16 protein-coding genes are annotated in these 20,231 nt (G+C 70.2%); 14 read left to right on the forward strand and 2 right to left on the reverse strand.

Translation table 11 applies throughout. From position 1 onward, the window contains the following. The first annotated feature begins 14 nt into the window (after window positions 1-14). Both IG94_RS0123240 and clpX read left to right on the forward strand, forming a co-directional pair. Window positions 15-728 carry an ATP-dependent Clp protease proteolytic subunit gene (locus tag IG94_RS0123240; RefSeq protein WP_031040348.1) on the forward strand — a complete coding sequence of 238 codons (714 nt, stop codon included), beginning with the start codon at window positions 15-17 and terminating at the stop codon, window positions 726-728. A 191-nt stretch (window positions 729-919) separates the two neighbouring features. Beyond that, the gene (gene clpX / locus IG94_RS0123245) at window positions 920-2,206 is read left to right on the forward strand and encodes an ATP-dependent Clp protease ATP-binding subunit ClpX (RefSeq protein WP_031040350.1); all 1,287 of its coding nucleotides are present in this window, start codon (window positions 920-922) and stop codon (window positions 2,204-2,206) included. A gap of 104 nt (window positions 2,207-2,310) precedes the next feature. On the opposite strand, the gene IG94_RS0123250 is transcribed toward clpX, so the two are convergent. Then, on the reverse strand, window positions 2,311-3,300 hold the full coding sequence (locus tag IG94_RS0123250; RefSeq protein WP_031040354.1) for a hypothetical protein: 990 nt from the start codon (window positions 3,298-3,300) through the stop codon (window positions 2,311-2,313). A gap of 136 nt (window positions 3,301-3,436) precedes the next feature. On the opposite strand from IG94_RS0123250, the gene IG94_RS0123255 reads away from it, so the two are divergent. From IG94_RS0123255 to IG94_RS0123300, 10 genes are all read left to right on the forward strand, one after another. Next, window positions 3,437-6,061 (forward strand): valine--tRNA ligase, encoded by a 2,625-nt coding sequence (locus IG94_RS0123255; RefSeq protein WP_031040357.1) that lies wholly within the window; start codon window positions 3,437-3,439, stop codon window positions 6,059-6,061. Window positions 6,062-6,273: 212 nt separating this feature from the next. After that, a complete protein-coding gene (gene folC / locus IG94_RS0123260) occupies window positions 6,274-7,797 on the forward strand; it encodes a bifunctional tetrahydrofolate synthase/dihydrofolate synthase (protein ID WP_031040360.1) in 1,524 nt (507 codons plus the stop codon). Window positions 7,798-7,805: 8 nt separating this feature from the next. Beyond that, entirely contained in the window at window positions 7,806-8,147 is a 342-nt protein-coding gene (locus tag IG94_RS0123265) for a DUF4233 domain-containing protein (RefSeq protein WP_031040364.1), read from the forward strand. A 118-nt stretch (window positions 8,148-8,265) separates the two neighbouring features. Further along, window positions 8,266-8,679 carry a nucleoside-diphosphate kinase gene (ndk, locus tag IG94_RS0123270; protein WP_031040379.1) on the forward strand — a complete coding sequence of 138 codons (414 nt, stop codon included), beginning with the start codon at window positions 8,266-8,268 and terminating at the stop codon, window positions 8,677-8,679. 318 nt (window positions 8,680-8,997) lie between these two features. Further along, window positions 8,998-10,017 carry a rod shape-determining protein gene (locus tag IG94_RS0123275; protein WP_007449816.1) on the forward strand — a complete coding sequence of 340 codons (1,020 nt, stop codon included), beginning with the start codon at window positions 8,998-9,000 and terminating at the stop codon, window positions 10,015-10,017. A gap of 255 nt (window positions 10,018-10,272) precedes the next feature. After that, window positions 10,273-11,325, forward strand: coding sequence for a rod shape-determining protein MreC (gene mreC / locus IG94_RS0123280; protein WP_031040381.1), 1,053 nt, complete (start codon window positions 10,273-10,275; stop codon window positions 11,323-11,325). Between the two features lie 13 nt (window positions 11,326-11,338). Then, complete coding sequence (mreD, locus tag IG94_RS0123285) at window positions 11,339-12,010, forward strand: rod shape-determining protein MreD (RefSeq protein ID WP_031040384.1); 672 nt, start codon at window positions 11,339-11,341, stop codon at window positions 12,008-12,010. A 122-nt stretch (window positions 12,011-12,132) separates the two neighbouring features. Further along, entirely contained in the window at window positions 12,133-14,442 is a 2,310-nt protein-coding gene (mrdA, locus tag IG94_RS0123290) for a penicillin-binding protein 2 (protein ID WP_031040387.1), read from the forward strand. Then, window positions 14,439-15,638, forward strand: coding sequence for a rod shape-determining protein RodA (gene rodA / locus IG94_RS0123295; protein WP_031040390.1), 1,200 nt, complete (start codon window positions 14,439-14,441; stop codon window positions 15,636-15,638). Before mrdA ends, rodA begins: the two co-directional genes overlap by 4 nt. A gap of 78 nt (window positions 15,639-15,716) precedes the next feature. After that, window positions 15,717-17,657, forward strand: a complete 1,941-nt coding sequence (locus IG94_RS0123300; RefSeq protein WP_031040393.1) for a TIGR03960 family B12-binding radical SAM protein — start codon at window positions 15,717-15,719, stop codon at window positions 17,655-17,657. A 25-nt stretch (window positions 17,658-17,682) separates the two neighbouring features. Here IG94_RS0123300 and IG94_RS0123305 read toward each other — a convergent pair whose 3' ends face one another. Continuing rightward, on the reverse strand, window positions 17,683-18,576 hold the full coding sequence (locus tag IG94_RS0123305) for an NADP-dependent oxidoreductase (RefSeq protein ID WP_031040396.1): 894 nt from the start codon (window positions 18,574-18,576) through the stop codon (window positions 17,683-17,685). Between the two features lie 87 nt (window positions 18,577-18,663). On the opposite strand from IG94_RS0123305, the gene IG94_RS0123310 reads away from it, so the two are divergent. Together IG94_RS0123310 and IG94_RS0123315 are read left to right on the forward strand one after the other, a co-directional pair. After that, window positions 18,664-19,308, forward strand: a complete 645-nt coding sequence (locus tag IG94_RS0123310) for a TetR/AcrR family transcriptional regulator (RefSeq protein WP_031040400.1) — start codon at window positions 18,664-18,666, stop codon at window positions 19,306-19,308. 47 nt (window positions 19,309-19,355) lie between these two features. Further along, a complete protein-coding gene (locus tag IG94_RS0123315) occupies window positions 19,356-20,132 on the forward strand; it encodes a TIGR03936 family radical SAM-associated protein (RefSeq protein ID WP_031040403.1) in 777 nt (258 codons plus the stop codon). Window positions 20,133-20,231: the final 99 nt, after the last annotated feature.

The following is a 20,231-nucleotide window of genomic DNA, read 5'->3' on the forward strand; positions in this document are numbered from 1 at the left end:
TTACAGGAGACACTGTGAACGACTTCCCCGGCAGCGGCCTGTACGACCGCATGCACGACGCCCAGGACACGCGTGGCGCCGCCTCCCAGGGCCGCTACACCGGCCCGCAGGCCGAGTCCCGCTACGTCATCCCGCGCTTCGTCGAGCGCACCTCGCAGGGCGTGCGCGAGTACGACCCGTACGCGAAGCTCTTCGAGGAGCGCGTGATCTTCCTCGGCGTCCAGATCGACGACGCCTCCGCCAACGACGTCATGGCGCAGCTGCTGTGCCTGGAGTCGATGGACCCGGACCGGGACATCTCGATCTACATCAACAGCCCCGGCGGCTCCTTCACGGCGCTCACGGCCATCTACGACACGATGCAGTACGTGAAGCCGGACATCCAGACGGTCTGCATGGGCCAGGCCGCCTCCGCCGCCGCCGTCCTGCTGGCCGCCGGCACGCCGGGCAAGCGCATGGCGCTGCCGAACGCCCGCGTCCTGATCCACCAGCCGTACAGCGAGACCGGCCGCGGCCAGGTCTCCGACCTGGAGATCGCCGCCAACGAGATCCTGCGGATGCGCACGCAGCTGGAGGACATGCTGGCCAAGCACTCCACCACGCCGGTCGAGAAGATCCGCGAGGACATCGAGCGCGACAAGATCCTCACGGCCGAGGACACCCTGGCCTACGGCCTGATCGACCAGATCATCACCACCCGGAAGATGGACAACTCCTCTCTCCGCTAGGCGGGAGGCTGTATCGTCTGCCGCTCCTTGGCACGGATTGACGCGGTTCACGTCAAGGCGAACCGTGCCAAGGGGGGCCCGGACGAGGGGCCCGGCAAGGTACCGTCGGACATAAGGCAGCACCAGGAGTTTGTTGTACGTCGACGCGATGTCGACGTCCAGGAGTCTCCCAGGCGAAGGGGAAGCACACCGTGGCACGCATCGGTGACGGCGGCGATCTGCTCAAGTGCTCGTTCTGCGGAAAGAGCCAGAAGCAGGTCAAGAAGCTCATCGCAGGGCCCGGTGTGTACATCTGCGACGAGTGCATCGACCTCTGCAACGAGATCATCGAGGAAGAGCTCGCGGAGAGCAGCGAGGTCCGCTGGGAGGAGCTCCCGAAGCCCCGCGAGATCTACGAGTTCCTGGAGAGCTACGTGGTCGGCCAGGAGGCGGCCAAGAAGGCGCTCTCCGTCGCGGTGTACAACCACTACAAGCGCGTCCAGGCCGGCGAGAACGGCGGCGCCCAAGGCCGCGAGGACGCCATCGAGTTGGCGAAGTCCAACATCCTCCTGCTGGGCCCCACGGGCTCCGGCAAGACGCTCCTCGCCCAGACCCTGGCGCGCATGCTGAACGTGCCGTTCGCCATCGCCGACGCCACCGCGCTCACCGAGGCGGGGTACGTCGGCGAGGACGTCGAGAACATCCTGCTGAAGCTGATCCAGGCCGCGGACTACGACGTCAAGAAGGCCGAGACCGGCATCATCTACATCGACGAGATCGACAAGGTCGCGCGCAAGAGCGAGAACCCGTCGATCACCCGCGACGTCTCGGGCGAGGGCGTCCAGCAGGCCCTGCTGAAGATCCTGGAGGGCACCACCGCCTCGGTGCCCCCGCAGGGCGGCCGCAAGCACCCGCACCAGGAGTTCATCCAGATCGACACGACGAACGTGCTGTTCATCGTGGGCGGCGCCTTCGCGGGCCTGGAGAAGATCATCGAGGGCCGGGCCGGCGCCAAGGGCATCGGCTTCGGCGCGCAGATCCGCTCCAAGCGGGAGATCGAGTCCAAGGACCAGTTCGAGCAGGTCATGCCGGAGGACCTGGTCAAGTTCGGCATGATCCCGGAGTTCATCGGCCGGCTGCCCGTCATCACCTCCGTCCACAACCTCGACCGCGAGGCGCTCCTCCAGATCCTGGTCGAGCCGCGCAACGCGCTCGTCAAGCAGTACGAGCGCCTCTTCGAACTCGACGGCGTGGAGCTGGACTTCGAGCGCGAGGCCCTGGAGGCCATCGCCGACCAGGCCATCCTCCGCCAGACCGGCGCCCGCGGCCTGCGCGCCATCATGGAGGAAGTCCTCCAGGGCGTCATGTACGAGGTGCCCTCCCGCAAGGACGTCGCCCGCGTCGTCATCACCGCCGACGTGGTCCTCTCCAACGTCAACCCCACGCTGATCCCCCGGGATTCGCGCGGCCGCGGCTCGGGCGAGCAGAAGACGGCCTGAGACCACCGCCGGCCGCAGCCGTACGCGGCGGCACACACGAACGCCGAAGGGGCCCCGTCGACCGGGGCCCCTTCGGCGTTCGTACGACTCGTGCGACTCGCGCGTCAGGCCTTGACGCGGATCTCCTTGCGGAGCTTGGTGGTGATGTCGACGGCGACGTCCTTCGTCACACCCTGGGTGGCGTCACCGGGGGAGACCAGAGAGAGCGTGCTGTAGTCCGCCCAGGCGCAGATCCAGTCGGTCTTGTCCTGCTTGGTGAGCTGGTTCTTGCCCTCGACCCCCTGGCACTTCATGACCGCCCCGTCGATCTCGACCGACTCGGGCTCGCCCACCACCTTGCCGCCACCGGTCTCGGACGACGAGGACGAGCTCTTCTCGGACTCGGCCTTGAACTCGGCGAAGAGCTTGTCGATCGTGGCCTCCGGGTCGGAGATCTTCCCGTAGGCCCCGATGAAGGTGATGCCCTTGGCCTTCGCCATCTCGGTCGCGTCGGGCGCGGTGCTCGGGTCGGAGGGGTCGTAGTCGCTCAGGTCGGCCGTGGAGTAGAAGCCGGTCACGGTGGTCCCGTCCTCGACTCCGCTTCGCTTCAGCTGCTCGACCGACTCCTCGTCGGCCGCGGAGGCCTCGTCACCGGCGCGCTTGTAGTCGGTGAGGACCGTCTCCGGCGCCGTCAGCTTGTGCGCGCCGTCGTCCTCCAGGTCGCCGCCCGCGCCACCGCCCGTGCCGAACACGAAGTAGGCGCCCACGCCGATGGCGGCCACGACCGCCACCGCGCCGATGATCAGACCCGTCTTCTTCTTGCCGCCGCCCGGCGCCGGCTGCTGCGGCATGCCGTAGGGCGGCTGGCCGGGAGGCTGCTGGCCGTACGGGGGCTGCTGGCCGTAGGGCGGCTGCTGACCGTACGGCGGTGCCTGCGGCGGGACTCCGCCCTGCTGCGGGTAGCCGTAGCCCGGCTGCGGGGGAGGCGTCTGCTGGGGGTAGCCGTAGCCGGGCTGGGGGGCCTGCGGCGGCTGCTGGCCGTACGGTCCCGGCTGGCCGTACGGCCCGGGCTGCTGGGGCTGCCCGCCGTACGGGCCCGGCTGGTTGTGACTCATTTCTGGGTTCCCCTCCAGATGCTTACGTGGTCCTGACATCCTGACCCAGAGTCGGCGCACGCAGGTAATCGGGTGCCGCACCGTTACAAAGGAAACGCGTTTCGGGACAGGGCGGTGACGCCCTTAAACTGAGCCCGTGACCGAGAACTCTCAGCAGCCGCAGCCAGCCCCCACCACCGAACTGCCGACCCAGTACGCGCCGGCCGAGGTAGAGGGGCAGCTGTACGAGCGCTGGGTGGAACGCGGTTACTTCGAGGCCGACGCGAAGAGCGACAAGCCGCCGTACACCGTCGTCATCCCGCCGCCGAACGTCACCGGCAGCCTGCACCTCGGGCACGCCTTCGAGCACACGCTCATCGACGCCCTGACCCGCCGCAAGCGCATGCAGGGCTACGAGACGCTGTGGCAGCCCGGCATGGACCACGCCGGCATCGCCACCCAGAACGTCGTCGAGCGCGAGCTGGGCCGGGAGGGCAAGTCCCGCCACGACCTCGGCCGGGAGGCGTTCGTCGAGCGCGTCTGGCAGTGGAAGGGCGAGTCCGGCGGCCAGATCGGCGGGCAGATGCGCCGCCTCGGCGACGGCGTCGCCTGGACCCGTGAGCGCTTCACGATGGACGAGGGCCTGTCCCAGGCCGTCCAGACCATCTTCAAGCGGCTCTACGACGACGAGCTGATCTACCGCGCCGAGCGCATCATCAACTGGTGCCCCCGCTGCCTGACCGCGATCTCCGACATCGAGGTCGAGTACCAGGACGACGACGGCGAACTGGTCTCCATGAAGTACGGCGAGGGCGACGACACCATCGTCGTCGCCACGACCCGCGCCGAGACCATGCTCGGCGACACGGCGGTCGCCGTGCACCCCGAGGACGAGCGGTACAAGCACCTGATCGGCAAGCAGATCCGCCTGCCGCTGACCGACCGCTCCATCCCCGTCGTCGCCGACGAGCACGTCGACCCCGAGTTCGGCACGGGTGCCGTCAAGGTCACCCCGGCCCACGACCCGAACGACTTCGAGATCGGCCGGCGCCACGACCTGCCCGCCATCGCCGTGATGGACGAGCACGCCGTCATCACCGCCCACGGCCCCTTCCAGGGCCTGGACCGCCTGGAGGCCCGCTCCGCCATCGTCGCCGCGCTGCGCGCCGAGGGCCGGATCGTCGCCGAGAAGCGGCCCTACGTCCACTCCGTCGGCCACTGCTCGCGCTGCAAGACCACCATCGAGCCGCGCCTGTCCATGCAGTGGTGGGTCAAGGTCGGCCCGCTGGCGAAGGCCGCGGGCGACGCCGTCCGGGACGGCCGGGTCGCGATCCACCCGCAGGAGATGGAGAAGCGGTACTTCGACTGGGTCGACAACCTCCACGACTGGTGCATCTCCCGCCAGCTGTGGTGGGGCCACCGCATCCCCGTCTGGTACGGCCCCGAGGGCGAGGTCGTCTGCGTCGGCCCCGACGAGGAGCCGCCGAGCGGCGAGGGCTGGCGGCAGGACCCCGACGTCCTGGACACCTGGTTCTCCTCCGGCCTGTGGCCCTTCTCCACCCTCGGCTGGCCCGAGCAGACCGAGTCGCTCGCGAAGTTCTACCCGAACTCCGTCCTGGTCACCGGCTACGACATCCTCTTCTTCTGGGTCGCCCGGATGATGATGTTCGGCCTCTACGCCATGGACGGCACCCCGCCGTTCCACACCATCGCCCTGCACGGCATGGTCCGTGACCAGAACGGCAAGAAGATGTCCAAGTCCTTCGGGAACGTGGTCAACCCGCTGGACTGGATGGACAAGTACGGCTCCGACGCCCTGCGCTTCACCCTCGCGCGCGGCGCCAACCCGGGCGTCGACGTGCCGATCGGCGAGGACTGGGTCCAGGGCTCGCGCAACTTCGCCAACAAGATCTGGAACGCCACCCGCTTCGCGCTGATGAACGGCGCGACGGTCGAGGGCCCGCTGCCCGACGCCGCGCGGCTGTCGTCCACGGACCGCTGGATCCTCTCCCGCCTGAACTCGGTGGTCGCCGAGGTCGACGCGCACTACGAGGACTACCAGTTCGCGAAGTTGTCCGACGCCCTGTTCCACTTCGCCTGGGACGAGGTCTTCGACTGGTACGTCGAGCTGTCCAAGACCACCTTCCAGGCGGGCGGCGAGGCGGCCGAGGTCAGCAAGCGCGTCCTCGGCGAGGTCCTGGACGTGACGCTGCGGCTGCTGCACCCGGTCGTCCCCTTCGTCACCGAGACGCTGTGGACGACGCTCACGGGCGGCGAGTCGGTGGTCATCGCCTCCTGGCCGTCGGACTCGGGCTTCCGCGACTCCGACGCCGAGCGGGAGATCGAGACGCTCCAGTCGGTCATCACCGAGGTCCGCCGCTTCCGAGCCGACCAGGGGCTCCAGCCGGGTCAGCGGGTCCCGGCCCGGCTGACCCTGGCGGGCAGCGCGCTCGCCGCCCACGAGGCGGCCGTCCGGCAGCTGCTGCGGCTCCAGCCGGAGGGCGACGGGTTCGCCGCGACGGCGACGCTGCCGGTCGCGGGGGTCGAGGTCGCCCTCGACCTCTCCGGGGTCATCGACTTCGCGGCCGAGCGCAAGCGGCTGGCGAAGGACCTGGCGGCGGCCCAGAAGGAGCGGCAGCAGGCCGAAGGCAAGCTCGGCAACGAGGCGTTCCTCGCCAAGGCGCCGGACCACGTCGTGGACAAGATCCGGGGCCGGCTGGCCAAGGCGGACGAGGACATCGCCCGCATCGCCGCACAGCTGGAGAAGCTGCCGCAGGCGTGACGCCCGTACGGTGACGAAGGCTCCCGGTACCGCAGCGGCACCGGGAGCCTTCGCGTACCCGGGGGCGCGGGGCCGTGCCGACGCGCGCCTGCGCCGCGGGGCCGTGCCGACGCGCGCCTGCGCCGCGGGGGCGCGACAGGCCGCGGCGGGCCCGTGCGAAGCCGCGGCACCTCGGCCGCCCCACCGCCGGAGACCTCCGTAGACTGGTTCCCGTGAGCGACAACCCCGGCGAGAACGGCCAGCCCGACCCCTCCGACCCCCTCGACTCCTTCGACGAGATCATCGACGCGGAGACCACCCGCGACCCCGACCTCGCCGTCATCGAGGCAGGCAGCCGCACCCTGCGCACCCAGGGCGGGCCCCCCGAGGCCGACGTCCCCGGGCGCCCCGAGGACCCCGAGACGGACGCGGCCCTGCGCGCCGTGGAGACGGAGCTGGCGACCCGCTGGGGCGAGACCAAGCTGGAGCCGTCCGTCACCCGGATCGCCGCGCTGATGGACGTGCTGGGCGACCCGCAGCGGTCGTACCCCTCCATCCACATCACGGGGACGAACGGCAAGACCTCCACCGCCCGCATGATCGAGGCCCTGCTCGGCGCCTTCGAGCTGCGCACCGGGCGGTACACCTCGCCGCACGTGCAGTCGATCACCGAGCGGATCAGCCTGGACGGCGCGCCGATGTCGGCGGAGCGCTTCATCGAGACGTACCAGGACATCAAGCCGTACGTCGAGATGGTCGACGCGCAGCAGGAGTACCGGCTGTCGTTCTTCGAGGTGCTGACCGGCATGGCGTACGCCGCCTTCGCCGACGCGCCCGTGGACGTGGCCGTCGTCGAGGTCGGGATGGGCGGCTCCTGGGACGCCACCAACGTCATCGACGGCGACGTCGCCGTCGTCACCCCCATCGACCTGGACCACACCGACCGGCTCGGCGAGACGCCCGGCGAGATCGCGACCGAGAAGTCCGGCATCGTCAAGCAGGACGCCACGGTGGTCCTGGCCCAGCAGCCGGTGGACGCGGCGCAGGTGATGCTGAAGAAGGCCGTGGACGTCAACGCCACGGTGGCCCGCGAGGGCCTGGAGTTCGGCGTCGTCGCCCGGCAGGTCGCCGTCGGCGGGCAGCTGGCGACCCTGCGCGGGCTCGGCGGCGAGTACGACGAGGTGTACCTGCCGCTGCACGGTGCCCACCAGGCGCACAACGCGGCCGTGGCGCTCGCCGCCGTCGAGGCGTTCTTCGGCGTCGGCGCGCAGCGTCCCGAGCCGCTCGACCTGGACACCGTGCGCAAGGCCTTCGCCGCCGTCGCCTCGCCGGGGCGGATGGAGGTGGTGCGGCGCTCGCCGACCGTCGTCCTCGACGCCGCGCACAATCCGGCCGGGGCCCGGGTCACCGCCGAGGCGGTGGGGGAGGCGTTCCAGTTCAGCCGGCTCATCGGGGTGGTCGGCGCGAGCGGCGACAAGAACGTGCGGGGCCTCCTGGAGGCCTTCGAGCCGGTCTTCGCCGAGGTCGTCGTCACGCAGAACTCCAGCCACCGCGCGATGGACGCCGACGAGCTGGCGGGCGTCGCCGTGGAGGTCTTCGGCGAGGACCGCGTGCAGGTCGAGCCGCGGCTGCCGGACGCCCTGGAGGCCGCGATCACGCTGGCCGAGGAGGAGGGCGAGTTCGCGGGCGGCGGGGTGCTCGTGACCGGTTCCGTCATCACCGTCGGCGAGGCCCGACTGCTTATGGGGAAGGGCTGAGGATTCCCGTGCGTACGCTCTGTGCTTCGACCTTGATCGGCGAGCTCTTCGTGATCGGCTTCGCCGGACTGGTCGCCATGAAGGACCCGGACCTGTCCACGGGGACGGTGTGGGCGGTCAGCGGCATCGCCATGCTGCTGTGCGTGCTGCTGTGCGGCGTGATCACCCGGCCCGGCGGTGTCGCGCTCGGCTGGGCGCTGCAGATCGCGCTGATCGCCTCCGGGTTCGTGGTGCCCACCATGTTCTTCCTGGGCGCGGTCTTCGCCGCCCTGTGGTGGGCCTCGGTGCACTACGGGCGGAAGATCGACGAGGCGAAGGCGCGGTTCGCGGCGCAGGCCGACGCCGCTTGACGGGGTGCGGCCCTGCGCCGCTCGACGGATGAGGGCCGACGCTGCGTGACGGGTGCCGCGACACGCCCGGTAACCTCAGTCCTCACCCGCACAACCGCACCTCTTCAAGGGAGCCCTCGTGACCCAGCGCAGCCTCGTCCTCCTCAAGCCCGACACCGTCCGTCGTGGCCTGACCGGCGAGATCATCAGCCGTATCGAGCGCAAGGCCGGCTGGCAGATCACCGCGCTGGAGCTGCGCACCCTGGACGCCGACACGCTGGAGCAGCACTACGGCGAGCACAAGGGCAAGCCCTTCTACGAGCCGCTCGTCGAGTTCATGGCGTCCGGCCCGGTCGTGGCGATGGTCGTCGAGGGCGAGCGGGTCATCGAGGGCGTGCGCGCGCTGGCCGGCCCGACCGACCCGATCGCCGCCGCGCCCGGCTCCATCCGGGGTGACTTCGGTGTGATCGTCCGGGAGAACCTGATCCACGCCTCCGACTCCGAGGAGTCCGCCGAGCGCGAGCTAAAGATCTTCTTCCCGGGCCGGGTCTGATTCTTCTCCCAGACACGCCGAACGGTCTTTTTTCTGACAAAGCGTCAGCCGAATGGCTCAGGCGAAGCCGGGGCGGCCGTGTAAAAGCGGTCGCCCTGTGGCATATGCGTGCCTGATCGGGGGAACGGATCCCACCGTTGGCCCGTCTCCACAGGCGAGGCGGTGCGCCATCTGCCGACAATGGCGAAGACCCTCGCGCAGTGTTCGCGAAAGCGCGTCTACGATGGAAGCCTCCACGCGTCACTGCACCCACTTCGCCTACCTGAAAAGCCCTCAAAAGCTCCTGGGAAGGCCAGTCGAATCCTGATGGGGAACTCAATGTCGTTCATCGGCCGTGACATGGCTGTCGACCTCGGGACCGCCAACACGCTGGTGTACGTCAGGGGTCGCGGGATCGTACTCAACGAGCCGTCCGTCGTCGCGATCAACACCAACACCGGTGGCATCCTCGCGGTCGGCGCCGAAGCGAAGAAGATGATCGGGCGCACGCCCGGCAACATCGTTGCCGTGCGTCCGCTGAAGGACGGCGTCATCGCCGACTTCGAGATCACCGAGCGGATGCTCCGCTACTTCATCCTGAAGATCCACAAGCGGCGGTATCTGGCTCGGCCGCGAGTCGTCGTCTGTGTGCCCTCGGGCATCACCGGCGTCGAGCGCCGCGCCGTCATCGAGGCGTCGTCCCAGGCCGGCGCCCGTCAGGTGCACATCATCGAGGAGCCCATGGCCGCGGCCATCGGTTCCGGCCTGCCGGTCCACGAGGCCACGGGCAACATGGTGGTGGACATCGGCGGCGGCACCACGGAGGTCGCGGTCATCTCGCTCGGCGGCATCGTCACGGCCCAGTCCATCCGCGTCGCGGGTGACGAGCTGGACAACGCGATCATCCAGCACGTCAAGAAGGAGTACAGCCTTCTGCTGGGCGAGCGCACGGCCGAACAGATCAAGATCACGATCGGCTCGGCGTACGACCTCGACTCCGACGAGCACACCGAAATCCGCGGCCGGGACCTCGTCTCCGGGCTGCCCAAGACCGTCGTCATCTCCGCCGCCGAAGTACGCAAGGCGATCGAGGAGCCGGTCAACGCGATCGTCGACGCCGTCAAGACCACCCTCGACAAGTGTCCGCCGGAGCTGTCCGGCGACATCATGGACCGGGGCATCGTCCTGACCGGCGGCGGCGCGCTGCTGCGCGGGCTCGACGAACGGCTGCGCCGGGAGACCGGAATGCCGATCCACATCGCCGAGGACCCGCTCGACAGCGTGGCGCTCGGCAGCGGCAAGTGCGTCGAGGAGTTCGAGGCGCTCCAGCAGGTGCTGGACGCCTCGCCCCGCAGATGACGTAACACTTCGGTTCCGCCGTACGAGACGATCTCCTCTCGTGCGGCGGATCGTTGATATAGAGGGTTCCGGTACCGGATGAAGGCTTCCGGTGCCGGATGCGAGGTCCCGTACCGGATGTGCGGGAAGTGCCGCTGCCGCACCGCTCGCACCCGACGTACCGAATCACCTGAATACCTGAACACCGCCCACGTACATGCCCACGTACATTCCGAGATTTCCCGCATTTCGACGAGGAAGGCACGGCCGCCGCACGTGAGGGACACGAAAGAGAGCCGGCTGCTCCTGGTACTGCTGATCGCCGTCGCGTTCGCGCTGATCACGGTGGACATCCGCGGCGGGGAGGACTCACCGGTCGACGGTGCCCGGCAGGCCGCGGCCAACGTCTTCGGTCCGATCGAGAACGGGGTGTCGTCCGCCGTCGACCCGGTCGGCAACGCGGTCTCCGCGATCCGCGACTCCGGCGACCGGCACGACCGGCTCGCCGCACTGGAGACGCAGAACGCGGCCCTGAAGGCGAAGCTCGGCAGCGACGAGCGCGGCCGCAGCCGGCTCAAGCAGTTCGACAAGATGCTCGGCCTCGCCGGAGCCGGCCAGTACGGCATCAAGGGCGCTCAGGTCATCGCCATAGGAGCGGCCCAGGGCTTCTCCTGGACGATCACCATCGACGCCGGCGCCGGCGACGGCGTCAAGCGCGACATGACCGTCCTCAACGGCGACGGCCTCGTCGGACGCGTGACCACCGTCGGACCCAACAGCGCCACCGTGCTGCTCGCCAACGACCCGGACTTCACCGTCGGGACCCGGATGGAGGCCGGTGACGAACTCGGCTTCGCCGCCGGGCAGGGCAGCCGCCCCTTCCGCGTCGAACTCCTCAACGGCAAGGCCGACGTCAAGAAGGGCGACCGCCTCGTCACCTTCGGCTCGCAGGCCGACAAGCCGTTCGTGCCCGGCGTACCCGTCGGCACCGTCTCCCGCGTCGACCCCAACGGCGGCGACCTCACCCGCATCCTGGAGGTCACCCCGTTCGTCAGCTTCACCAAGCTCGACGTCGTCGGCGTCGTCGTGCAGGCCCCGCAGAAGGACCCGCGCGACACGGTGCTCCCGGCGAAGGACAAGCCGGAGCCCACGCCGACCGTGACGGTGACCGTGACCCCGGGGGCCGACCCCGAGGGCCAGGCACAGAACAACGAGGGCGGCGCCACGGAGGAGGACGACGCGGCCCTCGGCAACGACACGGCCGGTGAGAACGGCGCCACCGGGCAGAACGACCGGACCGACCAGCAGAACGAGCAGACCGAACCGTAGGAGCCCTCACCCCATGCGCGTCAACCGGATCCTGCTGTCCGTCGCCCTGGTCGTCGTCGCCCTGGTGATCCAGGTGAGCGTCCTCGCCCGCCTCCACCTGCCCGGCGCCGTCCCCGACCTGCTGCTGCTCACCGTCCTCGGCCTCGCCCTGGTCTACGGCCACGTCGGCGGCGCCCTCGTCGGCTTCGGCGCCGGACTCCTCGCCGACCTCGCCCCGCCCGCCGACCACGCCGCCGGCCGCTACGCCCTGGTGCTCTGCGTCATCGGCTACCTCGCCGGCCTCGCCAAGCCGGACAACGGCCGGCTCAGGTCGGCCACCGGCCCCATGGTCGTGGTGGTCGGCGCCGCCATCGGCACCACCCTGCTCTACGCGGGCGTCGGCGCCCTCGTCGGCGACACCGCCGCCCGCCACGTCGGCCTGCCCAGCCTGCTGTTCACGGCCTCCCTGTACGACCTGCTGCTCGCGCCCTTCGTCGTCCCCGGCATCATGGCCCTCGCCCGGCGCGCCGAGAACGACCCGCTGGCCGACACCAACTCCGCCGCCAAGAGCCCCGACATCTCCTCCGGGTGGCTCTCGTCGGGCACCGGCCTGCGCATCGGCGGACAGCGCAACGCGCTGCGGATGAAGACCGCCCGGGCGCGCATGGCCCGCGCCGGACGCATCAAGGGGGTCAAGCGGCTGTGACGGCACGACCCCGCCCACCGGCACCGCAACGTCCAGAAAACACGCACCACGTGAGGGGGAGGCAGCAGTGACCAACGCCCTCCCGTCGCCCACCGCCACCCTCAACCGAATGGGCTGCGCCCATGACTAACATCCCCGAGACCGGCCGCAGCACCCGCGTCCAGACCCGGCTCGTCGTCATCCAGATCCTCGTCCTCTCCCTCCTCGCCACCCTCGGCGGCCGGCTCTGGTACCTCCAGATCCGCCAGGGCGACGAGTACGCGGAGGAGGCCTCCGGCAACCACGTCCAGCAGGTCGTCCAGCCCGCCACCCGCGGCTCGATCCTGGACGCCCGCGGTGTGGCCCTCGCCGACAACGAGACCCGCCTCGTCGTCTCCGCCTCCCGCACCGACCTGCTGAAGATGAAGGACGACGGCGAGGGCGTCCTCACCAAGCTCGCCGGGGTCCTCGGCATGCAGCCCCAGGACGTCATCGACAAGGTCCGGCTCTGCGACGCCGAGACCCCCCAGCCCTGCTGGAACGGCTCGCCCTACCAGCCGATCCCCGTCACCGACGAGGCCACGGTCAAGCAGGCCCTGCAGATCCGCGAGCGCGCCGAGGACTTCCCCGGCATCACCGCCGAACCCATGGCCGTACGCCGCTACGCCGCCCCCGGCGAGTCCAACACCGCCCAGGTCCTCGGCTACCTCTCGCCGGTCACCGACGAGGAGCTGCAGAAGGCCCAGGACACCGACTCGCCCTACCTGCGCTCCGACCAGGTCGGCCGCTCCGGCATCGAGCGCCAGTACGACAAGGCGCTGCGCGGCAAGGCCGGCGTCACCCGCTACGAGGTCGACAACCTCGGCCGCGTCATCGGCGAGGCCGAGTCCGACGCGGGCACCCCCGGTTCCAACCTCGTCACCAGCATCGACGCCCGCGTCCAGCGGGTCGCCGAGTACGAGCTGAACGAGGCCATGAAGGCCGCCCGCAAGGAGATGGACCGCAACACCAACCGGACCTACGAGGCCGACGCGGGCGCCGTCGTCGTGATGGAGGCCAAGACCGGCCGCGTCGTCGCCATGGCCTCCAACCCCGACTACGACCCGAACGCCTGGGTCGGCGGCATCTCCGCCAAGGACTACAAGAAGCTCACCGGCAAGGACTCCAACTACCCGCTGCTCAACCGCGCCACCCAGGGCCAGGCGGCCCCCGGCTCGATCTTCAAGGTCGTCTCCTCGGCCGCCGCGGTCGAGGCCGGCTACGACTTCGACGGCAACTACGACTGCTCCAGCGCGTACGACGTCGGCGGCCAGGTCTTCAAGAACTTCGAGTCGGCCAACGAGGGCATGATCAGCATCGGCCGCGCCCTGGAACTCTCCTGCGACACCGTCTTCTACCGCCTGTCCCACCAGGAGTGGAAGAAGGACGGCGGGACGAACCCGAAGAACCCCCACGACTACTTCTACAAGGCCGCCCACCAGTTCGGCCTCGGCGCCAAGACCGGCATCGACCTCCCCAACGAGGTCACCGGCCGCGTCCCCGACCGCGAGTGGAAGCAGGAGTACTGGGACGCCAACAAGGACGCCTGGTGCAAGACCGGCAAGAAGGACGGCTCGTACGTCGAGAAGATCGCGTACGAGAACTGCCTCGAAGGCAACAAGATGCGCGCCGGTGACTCCATCAACTACTCCATCGGCCAGGGCGACACCCTCGTCACCCCCATCCAGATGGCCACCATCTACTCCGCCATCTCCAACGGCGGCACCCTCTACGACCCGAGCATCGGCAAGGCGGTCGTCAGCCCCGACGGCAAGACGGTCGACGAGATCGAGCCCACCGCGCACGGCAAGCTGCCGATAAGCAAGACCACGCTGGCCAAGATGGACGACGCCCTCGCCGGCGTCGCCACCCGGGGCACCGCCGCCTGGCGGTTCGCGCAGGTCGGCTGGCCGCAGGACAAGATCCCGATGCACGCCAAGACCGGTACCGCCGAGGTCTACGGCAAGCAGACCACCTCGTGGTTCGCGACGTACACCAAGGACTACTCGATCGTCATGACGATCTCCCAGGGCGGTACGGGTTCCGGCGCCTCGGGACCCGCCGTCCGCAACATCTACGACGCGCTGTACGGCGTCTCGGACGACGGCGACATCGACCAGAAGAAGGCGCTGCTGCCCAAGCCCCAGGCGAAGCTCCCGGCGATCAGGACCGACGGCACCATCACCGCGCCCAAGATGCCGAAGGACGTCGTCAAGGAGCTGCAGCCCGACGAGGAGGCCTCCCCGGACCAGGAGTACGCCCCCGTCGAGGGCCAGGACCAGGGCGCGACCACGCCCAACACGAACGGCGAGAACCGCGACACCCGCCGGCGCCGACGACGCGGCGGCGCGCGGGGCGGGACCCGCGGCAGTACCCGTACGGGACTCGGTGGAAGCCGGAGGGCGCGCGCATGACCGGAGCGAACAGCTTCCAGGTCTCCGGGTACGGCCCCGAGAAGGCGGGCTGGACCCGGCTCCTCGCCCGGGACTCCGTGGCCCGGCGGCTCGACTGGCCGATACTGCTGGCCGCGATCGCGCTCTCCCTGATGGGTACCCTGCTCGTCTACTCCGCGACCCGCAACCGCACCGAACTCAACCAGGGCGACCAGTACTACTTCCTCACCCGGCACCTGCTGAACACCGGCATCGGGCTCGCCCTGATGGTCGGCATCGTCTGGCTCGGCCACCGCGCCCTGCGCACCGCCGTGCCCGTCCTGTACGGCGCCTCCGTCTTCCTGATCCTGCTGGTGCTCACGCCGCTCGGCTCGACCATCAACGGCGCCCACTCCTGGATCAAGCTCCCCGGCGGCTTCTCCCTGCAGCCCTCGGAGTTCGTGAAACTCACGATCATCCTGGGCATGGCGATGCTGCTGGCCGCCCGCGTCGACGCGGGGGACCGGCAGCACCCCGACCACCGGACCGTGCTCCAGGCCCTGGGTCTGGCCACCGTCCCGATGCTGATCGTGATGCTCATGCCCGACCTCGGGTCGGTCATGGTCATGGTCATCATCGTGCTCGGCATCCTGCTCGCCTCCGGCTCCAGCAACCGCTGGATCTTCGGCCTGCTCGGCGCGGGCACCGCCGGAGCGCTCGCGGTGTGGCAGCTCGGCATCCTGGACGACTACCAGATCGCCCGCTTCGCCGCCTTCGCCAACCCGGCCCTCGACCCCGCCGGCGTCGGCTACAACACCAACCAGGCCCGCATCGCCATCGGCTCCGGCGGCCTGACCGGCTCCGGCCTCTTCGAGGGCTCGCAGACCACCGGCCGCTTCGTGCCGGAACAGCAGACCGACTTCGTCTTCACCGTCGCCGGCGAGGAGCTGGGCTTCCTCGGCGCCGGCCTCATCATCGTCCTGCTCGGCGTCGTCCTGTGGCGCGCCTGCAGGATCGCCCGGGAGACCACCGACCTGTACGGGACGGTCGTCGCCGCCGGCATCGTGGCCTGGTTCGCCTTCCAGACCTTCGAGAACGTCGGCATGACGCTCGGCATCATGCCGGTCACCGGTCTGCCGCTGCCCTTCGTCTCCTACGGCGGCTCGTCGATGTTCGCCGTGTGGATGGCGGTGGGGCTGCTCCAGTCGATCACGGTCCAGAGACCCATGTCCGCCTGACCACGGGCGGTACGGGGGACCTTCCACGCCGGGTTAGGCTGGATGGTCCCCCTTGTCAGCACACGAAGGTTCCGTGAGATGCCTGCCGAAGCCGCCGAGTCTGTGAAGTCTGTTTTTCCGCAGCTCGAAGCTCTGCTCCCGCATGTGCAGAAGCCGATCCAGTACGTCGGCGGAGAGCTCAACTCCACGGTCAAGGAGTGGGAATCCTGCGACGTCCGCTGGGCTCTGATGTACCCGGACGCCTACGAGGTCGGACTGCCCAACCAGGGCGTCATGATCCTCTACGAGGTGCTCAACGAGCAGCAGGGCGTCCTCGCCGAACGCACCTACAGCGTCTGGCCGGACCTGGAGGCGCTGATGCGGGAGCACTCCGTCCCGCAGTTCACCGTCGACAGCCACCGCCCGGTGCGGGCCTTCGACGTCTTCGGCCTCTCCTTCTCCACGGAGCTGGGCTACACGAACATGCTGGCCGCCCTGGACCTCGCGGGCATCCCGCTGGAGGCGAAGGACCGCGGCATCGACGACCCGGTCGTGCTGGCCGGCGGCCACGCGGCCTTCAACCCCGAGCCGATCGCGGACTTCATCGACTGCGCGGTCATCGGCGACGGCGAGCAGGCCGTCCTGGAGATCACCGCGATCATCCGCGCCTGGAAGGCCGAGGGGCGCCCGGGAGGCCGCGAGGAGCTCCTCCTGCGCCTGGCGAAGACCGGCGGCGTCTACGTCCCCGGCTTCTACGACGTCGAGTACCTCCCCGACGGCCGGATCGCCCGCGTGGTCCCCAACCGCTCCGGCGTCCCGTGGCGGGTCAGCAAGCACACCGTCATGGACCTCGACGAGTGGCCCTACCCCAAGCAGCCGCTCGTCCCGCTCGCCGAGACCGTCCACGAGCGCATGTCCGTGGAGATCTTCCGCGGCTGCACCCGCGGCTGCCGCTTCTGCCAGGCCGGCATGATCACCCGCCCGGTGCGCGAGCGCTCCATCACCGGCATCGGCGAGATGGTCGACAAGGGCCTCAAGGCGACGGGCTTCGAGGAGGTGGGTCTCCTCTCCCTCTCCTCCGCCGACCACACGGAGATCGCCGACGTCGCCAAGGGCCTCGCCGACCGGTACGAGGAGGACAAGATCGGCCTGTCCCTCCCCTCCACCCGCGTCGACGCCTTCAACATCGACCTCGCCAACGAACTCACCCGCAACGGCCGCCGCTCCGGCCTCACCTTCGCCCCCGAGGGCGGCTCGGAGCGCATCCGCAAGGTCATCAACAAGATGGTCTCGGAGGACGACCTCATCCGCACCGTCGCGACGGCCTACGGCAACGGCTGGCGCCAGGTGAAGCTGTACTTCATGTGCGGTCTGCCCACCGAGACCGACGACGACGTCCTCCAGATCGCCGACATGGCCACCCGGGTCATCGCCAAGGGCCGCGAGGTGTCCGGCTCCGGCGACATCCGCTGCACCGTCTCCATCGGCGGCTTCGTCCCCAAGCCCCACACCCCCTTCCAGTGGGCGCCGCAGCTGTCGGCGGAGGAGACGGACGCCCGTCTCCAGAAGCTCCGCGACAAGATCCGCGGCGACAAGAAGTACGGCCGCTCCATCGGCTTCCGGTACCACGACGGCAAGCCCGGCATCGTCGAGGGACTCCTCTCCCGCGGCGACCGCCGCACCGGCGCGATCATCCGGGCGGTCTACGACGACGGCGGCCGCTTCGACGGCTGGCGCGAGCACTTCTCGTACGACCGCTGGATGTCCTGCGCCGGCAAGGCCCTCGCGCCCTTCGGCGTGGACGTCGACTGGTACACGACCCGCGAGCGCGGCTACGAGGAGGTCCTGCCCTGGGACCACCTCGACTCCGGCCTCGACAAGGAGTGGCTCTGGGAGGACTGGCAGGACGCCCTCGACGAGACCGAGGTCGACGACTGCCGCTGGACCCCGTGCTTCGACTGCGGGGTCTGCCCTGCCATGGACACGTCCATCCAGGTCGGCCCGACCGGCAAGAAGCTGCTGCCGCTGACCGTGAAGTAGCCGGGCCGCCGGGACGGACGGCGCCTCAGGGCACGATGACGCGGCGGCCGCGCGCGTGGCCGGTCCGGCTGTCGGCGTGGGCCGCTGCGGCGTCGGCGAGCGGGTACGTCTGCTCGACCGGGATGTGGAGCCGGCCCCGTGAGATGAGGTCGGCGGCCTCGGCGAGCGCGTCCGGGACGCTGCCGGCCACGCCGGAGAAGCGGACGCCGAGGCCGGGTGCGCCGAGGTCGGCGATGGTGAGCACCCTGTCCCGGTCGCCGGTCAGCCCGACGAGTTCGCGGATCACGCCGGAGCCGGCCAGGTCGAGGGCCGCGTCGACCGGCCCGAGCCGCCGTACCCGCTCCACCCAGCCCTCGCCGTAGGTCGTGGCGAGGGCGCCCAGGCCGCGCAGGTAGTCCTGGTTCGCCGCGCCCGCCGTGCCGATCACCTTGATGCCGCGCTCGCGGGCGATCTGCAGCACCGCCGAGCCCACTCCACCGGACGCGCCGCTGACCAGCAGCGTCTGCCCGGCCCGTATGCCGACCTCGCGCAGGACGCGCAGCGCGGTCTCCACCACGGAGGGGTATCCGGCCGCCTCCTCGAACGTCAGGCCCTCGGGCATGCGGGCCCAGGCACCCAGTACGGCGAACTCGGCGTAGGTGCTGGAGCCCTCGCCGAACACGCGGTCGCCGATCTCCACCCCCTCCACCCCCGCGCCCTTCTCGTCCACCACTCCGGCGGCGTCCAGTCCCACTCCGGCGGGCAGTTCGACCGGATGGGCGCCCAGTACCTGGCCCTCGCGGATCCTCCAGTCGACGGGGTTCACTCCGGCCGCCCGTACGGCGACACGTATCCGGCCGGGGCCCGGGTGGGGCTCCTCGGCGTCCACGAGGCGCAGCACGTCCGGACCGCCGAACTCGGCGAAGCTCACTTTTCTCATGCCGGCGACCGTAACACTACCCGTTAGGGTTTTGTAGCTGGTAGCTTTTCGGTGTTGATGTTTATTTGGGTTTGGTAGTGTCAGGGTGTGACCGTGCCGACCGGGCGCCGTGAGCGCAAGAAAGCCGCGACCCGCCAGAAGATCGCCGACGCCGCCATGCGGCTCTTCCTGGAGCGCGGGTACGACGCGGTGGGCATCCGCGACGTGGCCGCCGAGGCCGACGTGGCCGTCACCACCCTCTTCTCGCACTTCGCCGCGAAAGAGGCCCTCGTCTTCGAGCAGGACCAGGACTTCGAGCAGCGGATCACGGGGGCGGTCACCGGCCGCGCGCCGGACGAGCCGCTGCTGCCCGCCCTGCGCCGCGAGATCCGGGCCCTGGTGCGGCACTGCACGGCGGAGGGCGCGGCACCCGTCTGGCGCATGATCGCCGGTTCGCCCGCCCTGCGGGAATACGAGGAGTCGATGCGGCTGCGCCACGCGGACTCGCTGGCCGCAGCCGTCGCCGCCGACCCCGGCCTGCCGCTGACCCCGACGGCCTGCCGGACCCTCGCGAGGTTCGTGGTCGACGCGTACTCGCTGGCCCGCGAGGCGGCCGACCCGGACGCCGCGGTCGACGAGATCTTCCCGATGATCGAGGCGGCCTGGGAAGTCGCCGTCCGGGAGCGGGGGGAACCATCCGGCGCCGGGGCACGTACTCTTGGTAGGAGTACGACCGCACTCACGAAGGACTGACGACACTGGGCAAGCGACAGCCCGAAGGCCCGCCGCCCGTTCCCGCGGTGCAGCGCATCCGACTGCGCTACACCAAGCGCGGCCGCCTCCGGTTCACCAGCCACCGTGACTTCCAGCGCGCCTTCGAGCGGGCGCTGCGCCGCGCCGAGGTGCCCATGGCGTACTCGGCGGGGTTCACCCCGCACCCGAAGGTGTCGTACGCCAATGCCGCACCCACCGGCACGGGCAGTGAGGCGGAGTACCTGGAGATCGCGCTCACCGAAGCGCGTGATCCGGAGCAGGTCAGGCTGCTGCTCGACGCGTCGATGCCCACCGGGCTCGACATCGTCGACGCGGTCGAGTCCCGGACCTCCGGACTCGCCGACCGGCTGACGGCCTCCGTGTGGGAGCTGCGGCTGGACGGCGTGGAGCCCGCGGTCGCAGAGGACGCCGTGGCGGCGTTCAACGCGGCCCCGGCCGTGGAGGTCCAGCGCCGCACGAAGAACGGCGTCCGCACCTTCGACACCCGCTCCGCGGTCGCGCACCTGGAGCGCGTCACCACGCACGGTTTCCAGGCTGATAGGCCGAGCGACCAGCCCTGTGCGATACTGCGGCTGGTTGTTCGGCACGTGACGCCTGCCGTACGACCCGACGACGTCCTGTCCGGTCTTCGCGCCGTGGCCGACCTGGCGCCGCCGGTCCCCGCAGCGGTGACCAGGCTGGCGCAGGGGCTGTTCGATGAAGAGACCGGTGCGGTGACCGACCCGCTCGCGCCCGACCGCGAGGCAGAAGCGCCCGAGCCGCAACCGGCCGCCGCTTCCGCCGCCGCGAAGGCGTCGGCGTAAGGAAGGTTCCGCCAGGGACGACGTCGTAGCGCCGCCCTCGAACTCGGGAGCCACCTGGGTCGGGCAGCGCACCGACCACAAGACTTTCGCCAGGCCGTG

It is taken from the genome of Streptomyces olivaceus, from assembly GCF_000721235.1.
Lineage (GTDB): Bacteria > Actinomycetota > Actinomycetes > Streptomycetales > Streptomycetaceae > Streptomyces > Streptomyces olivaceus.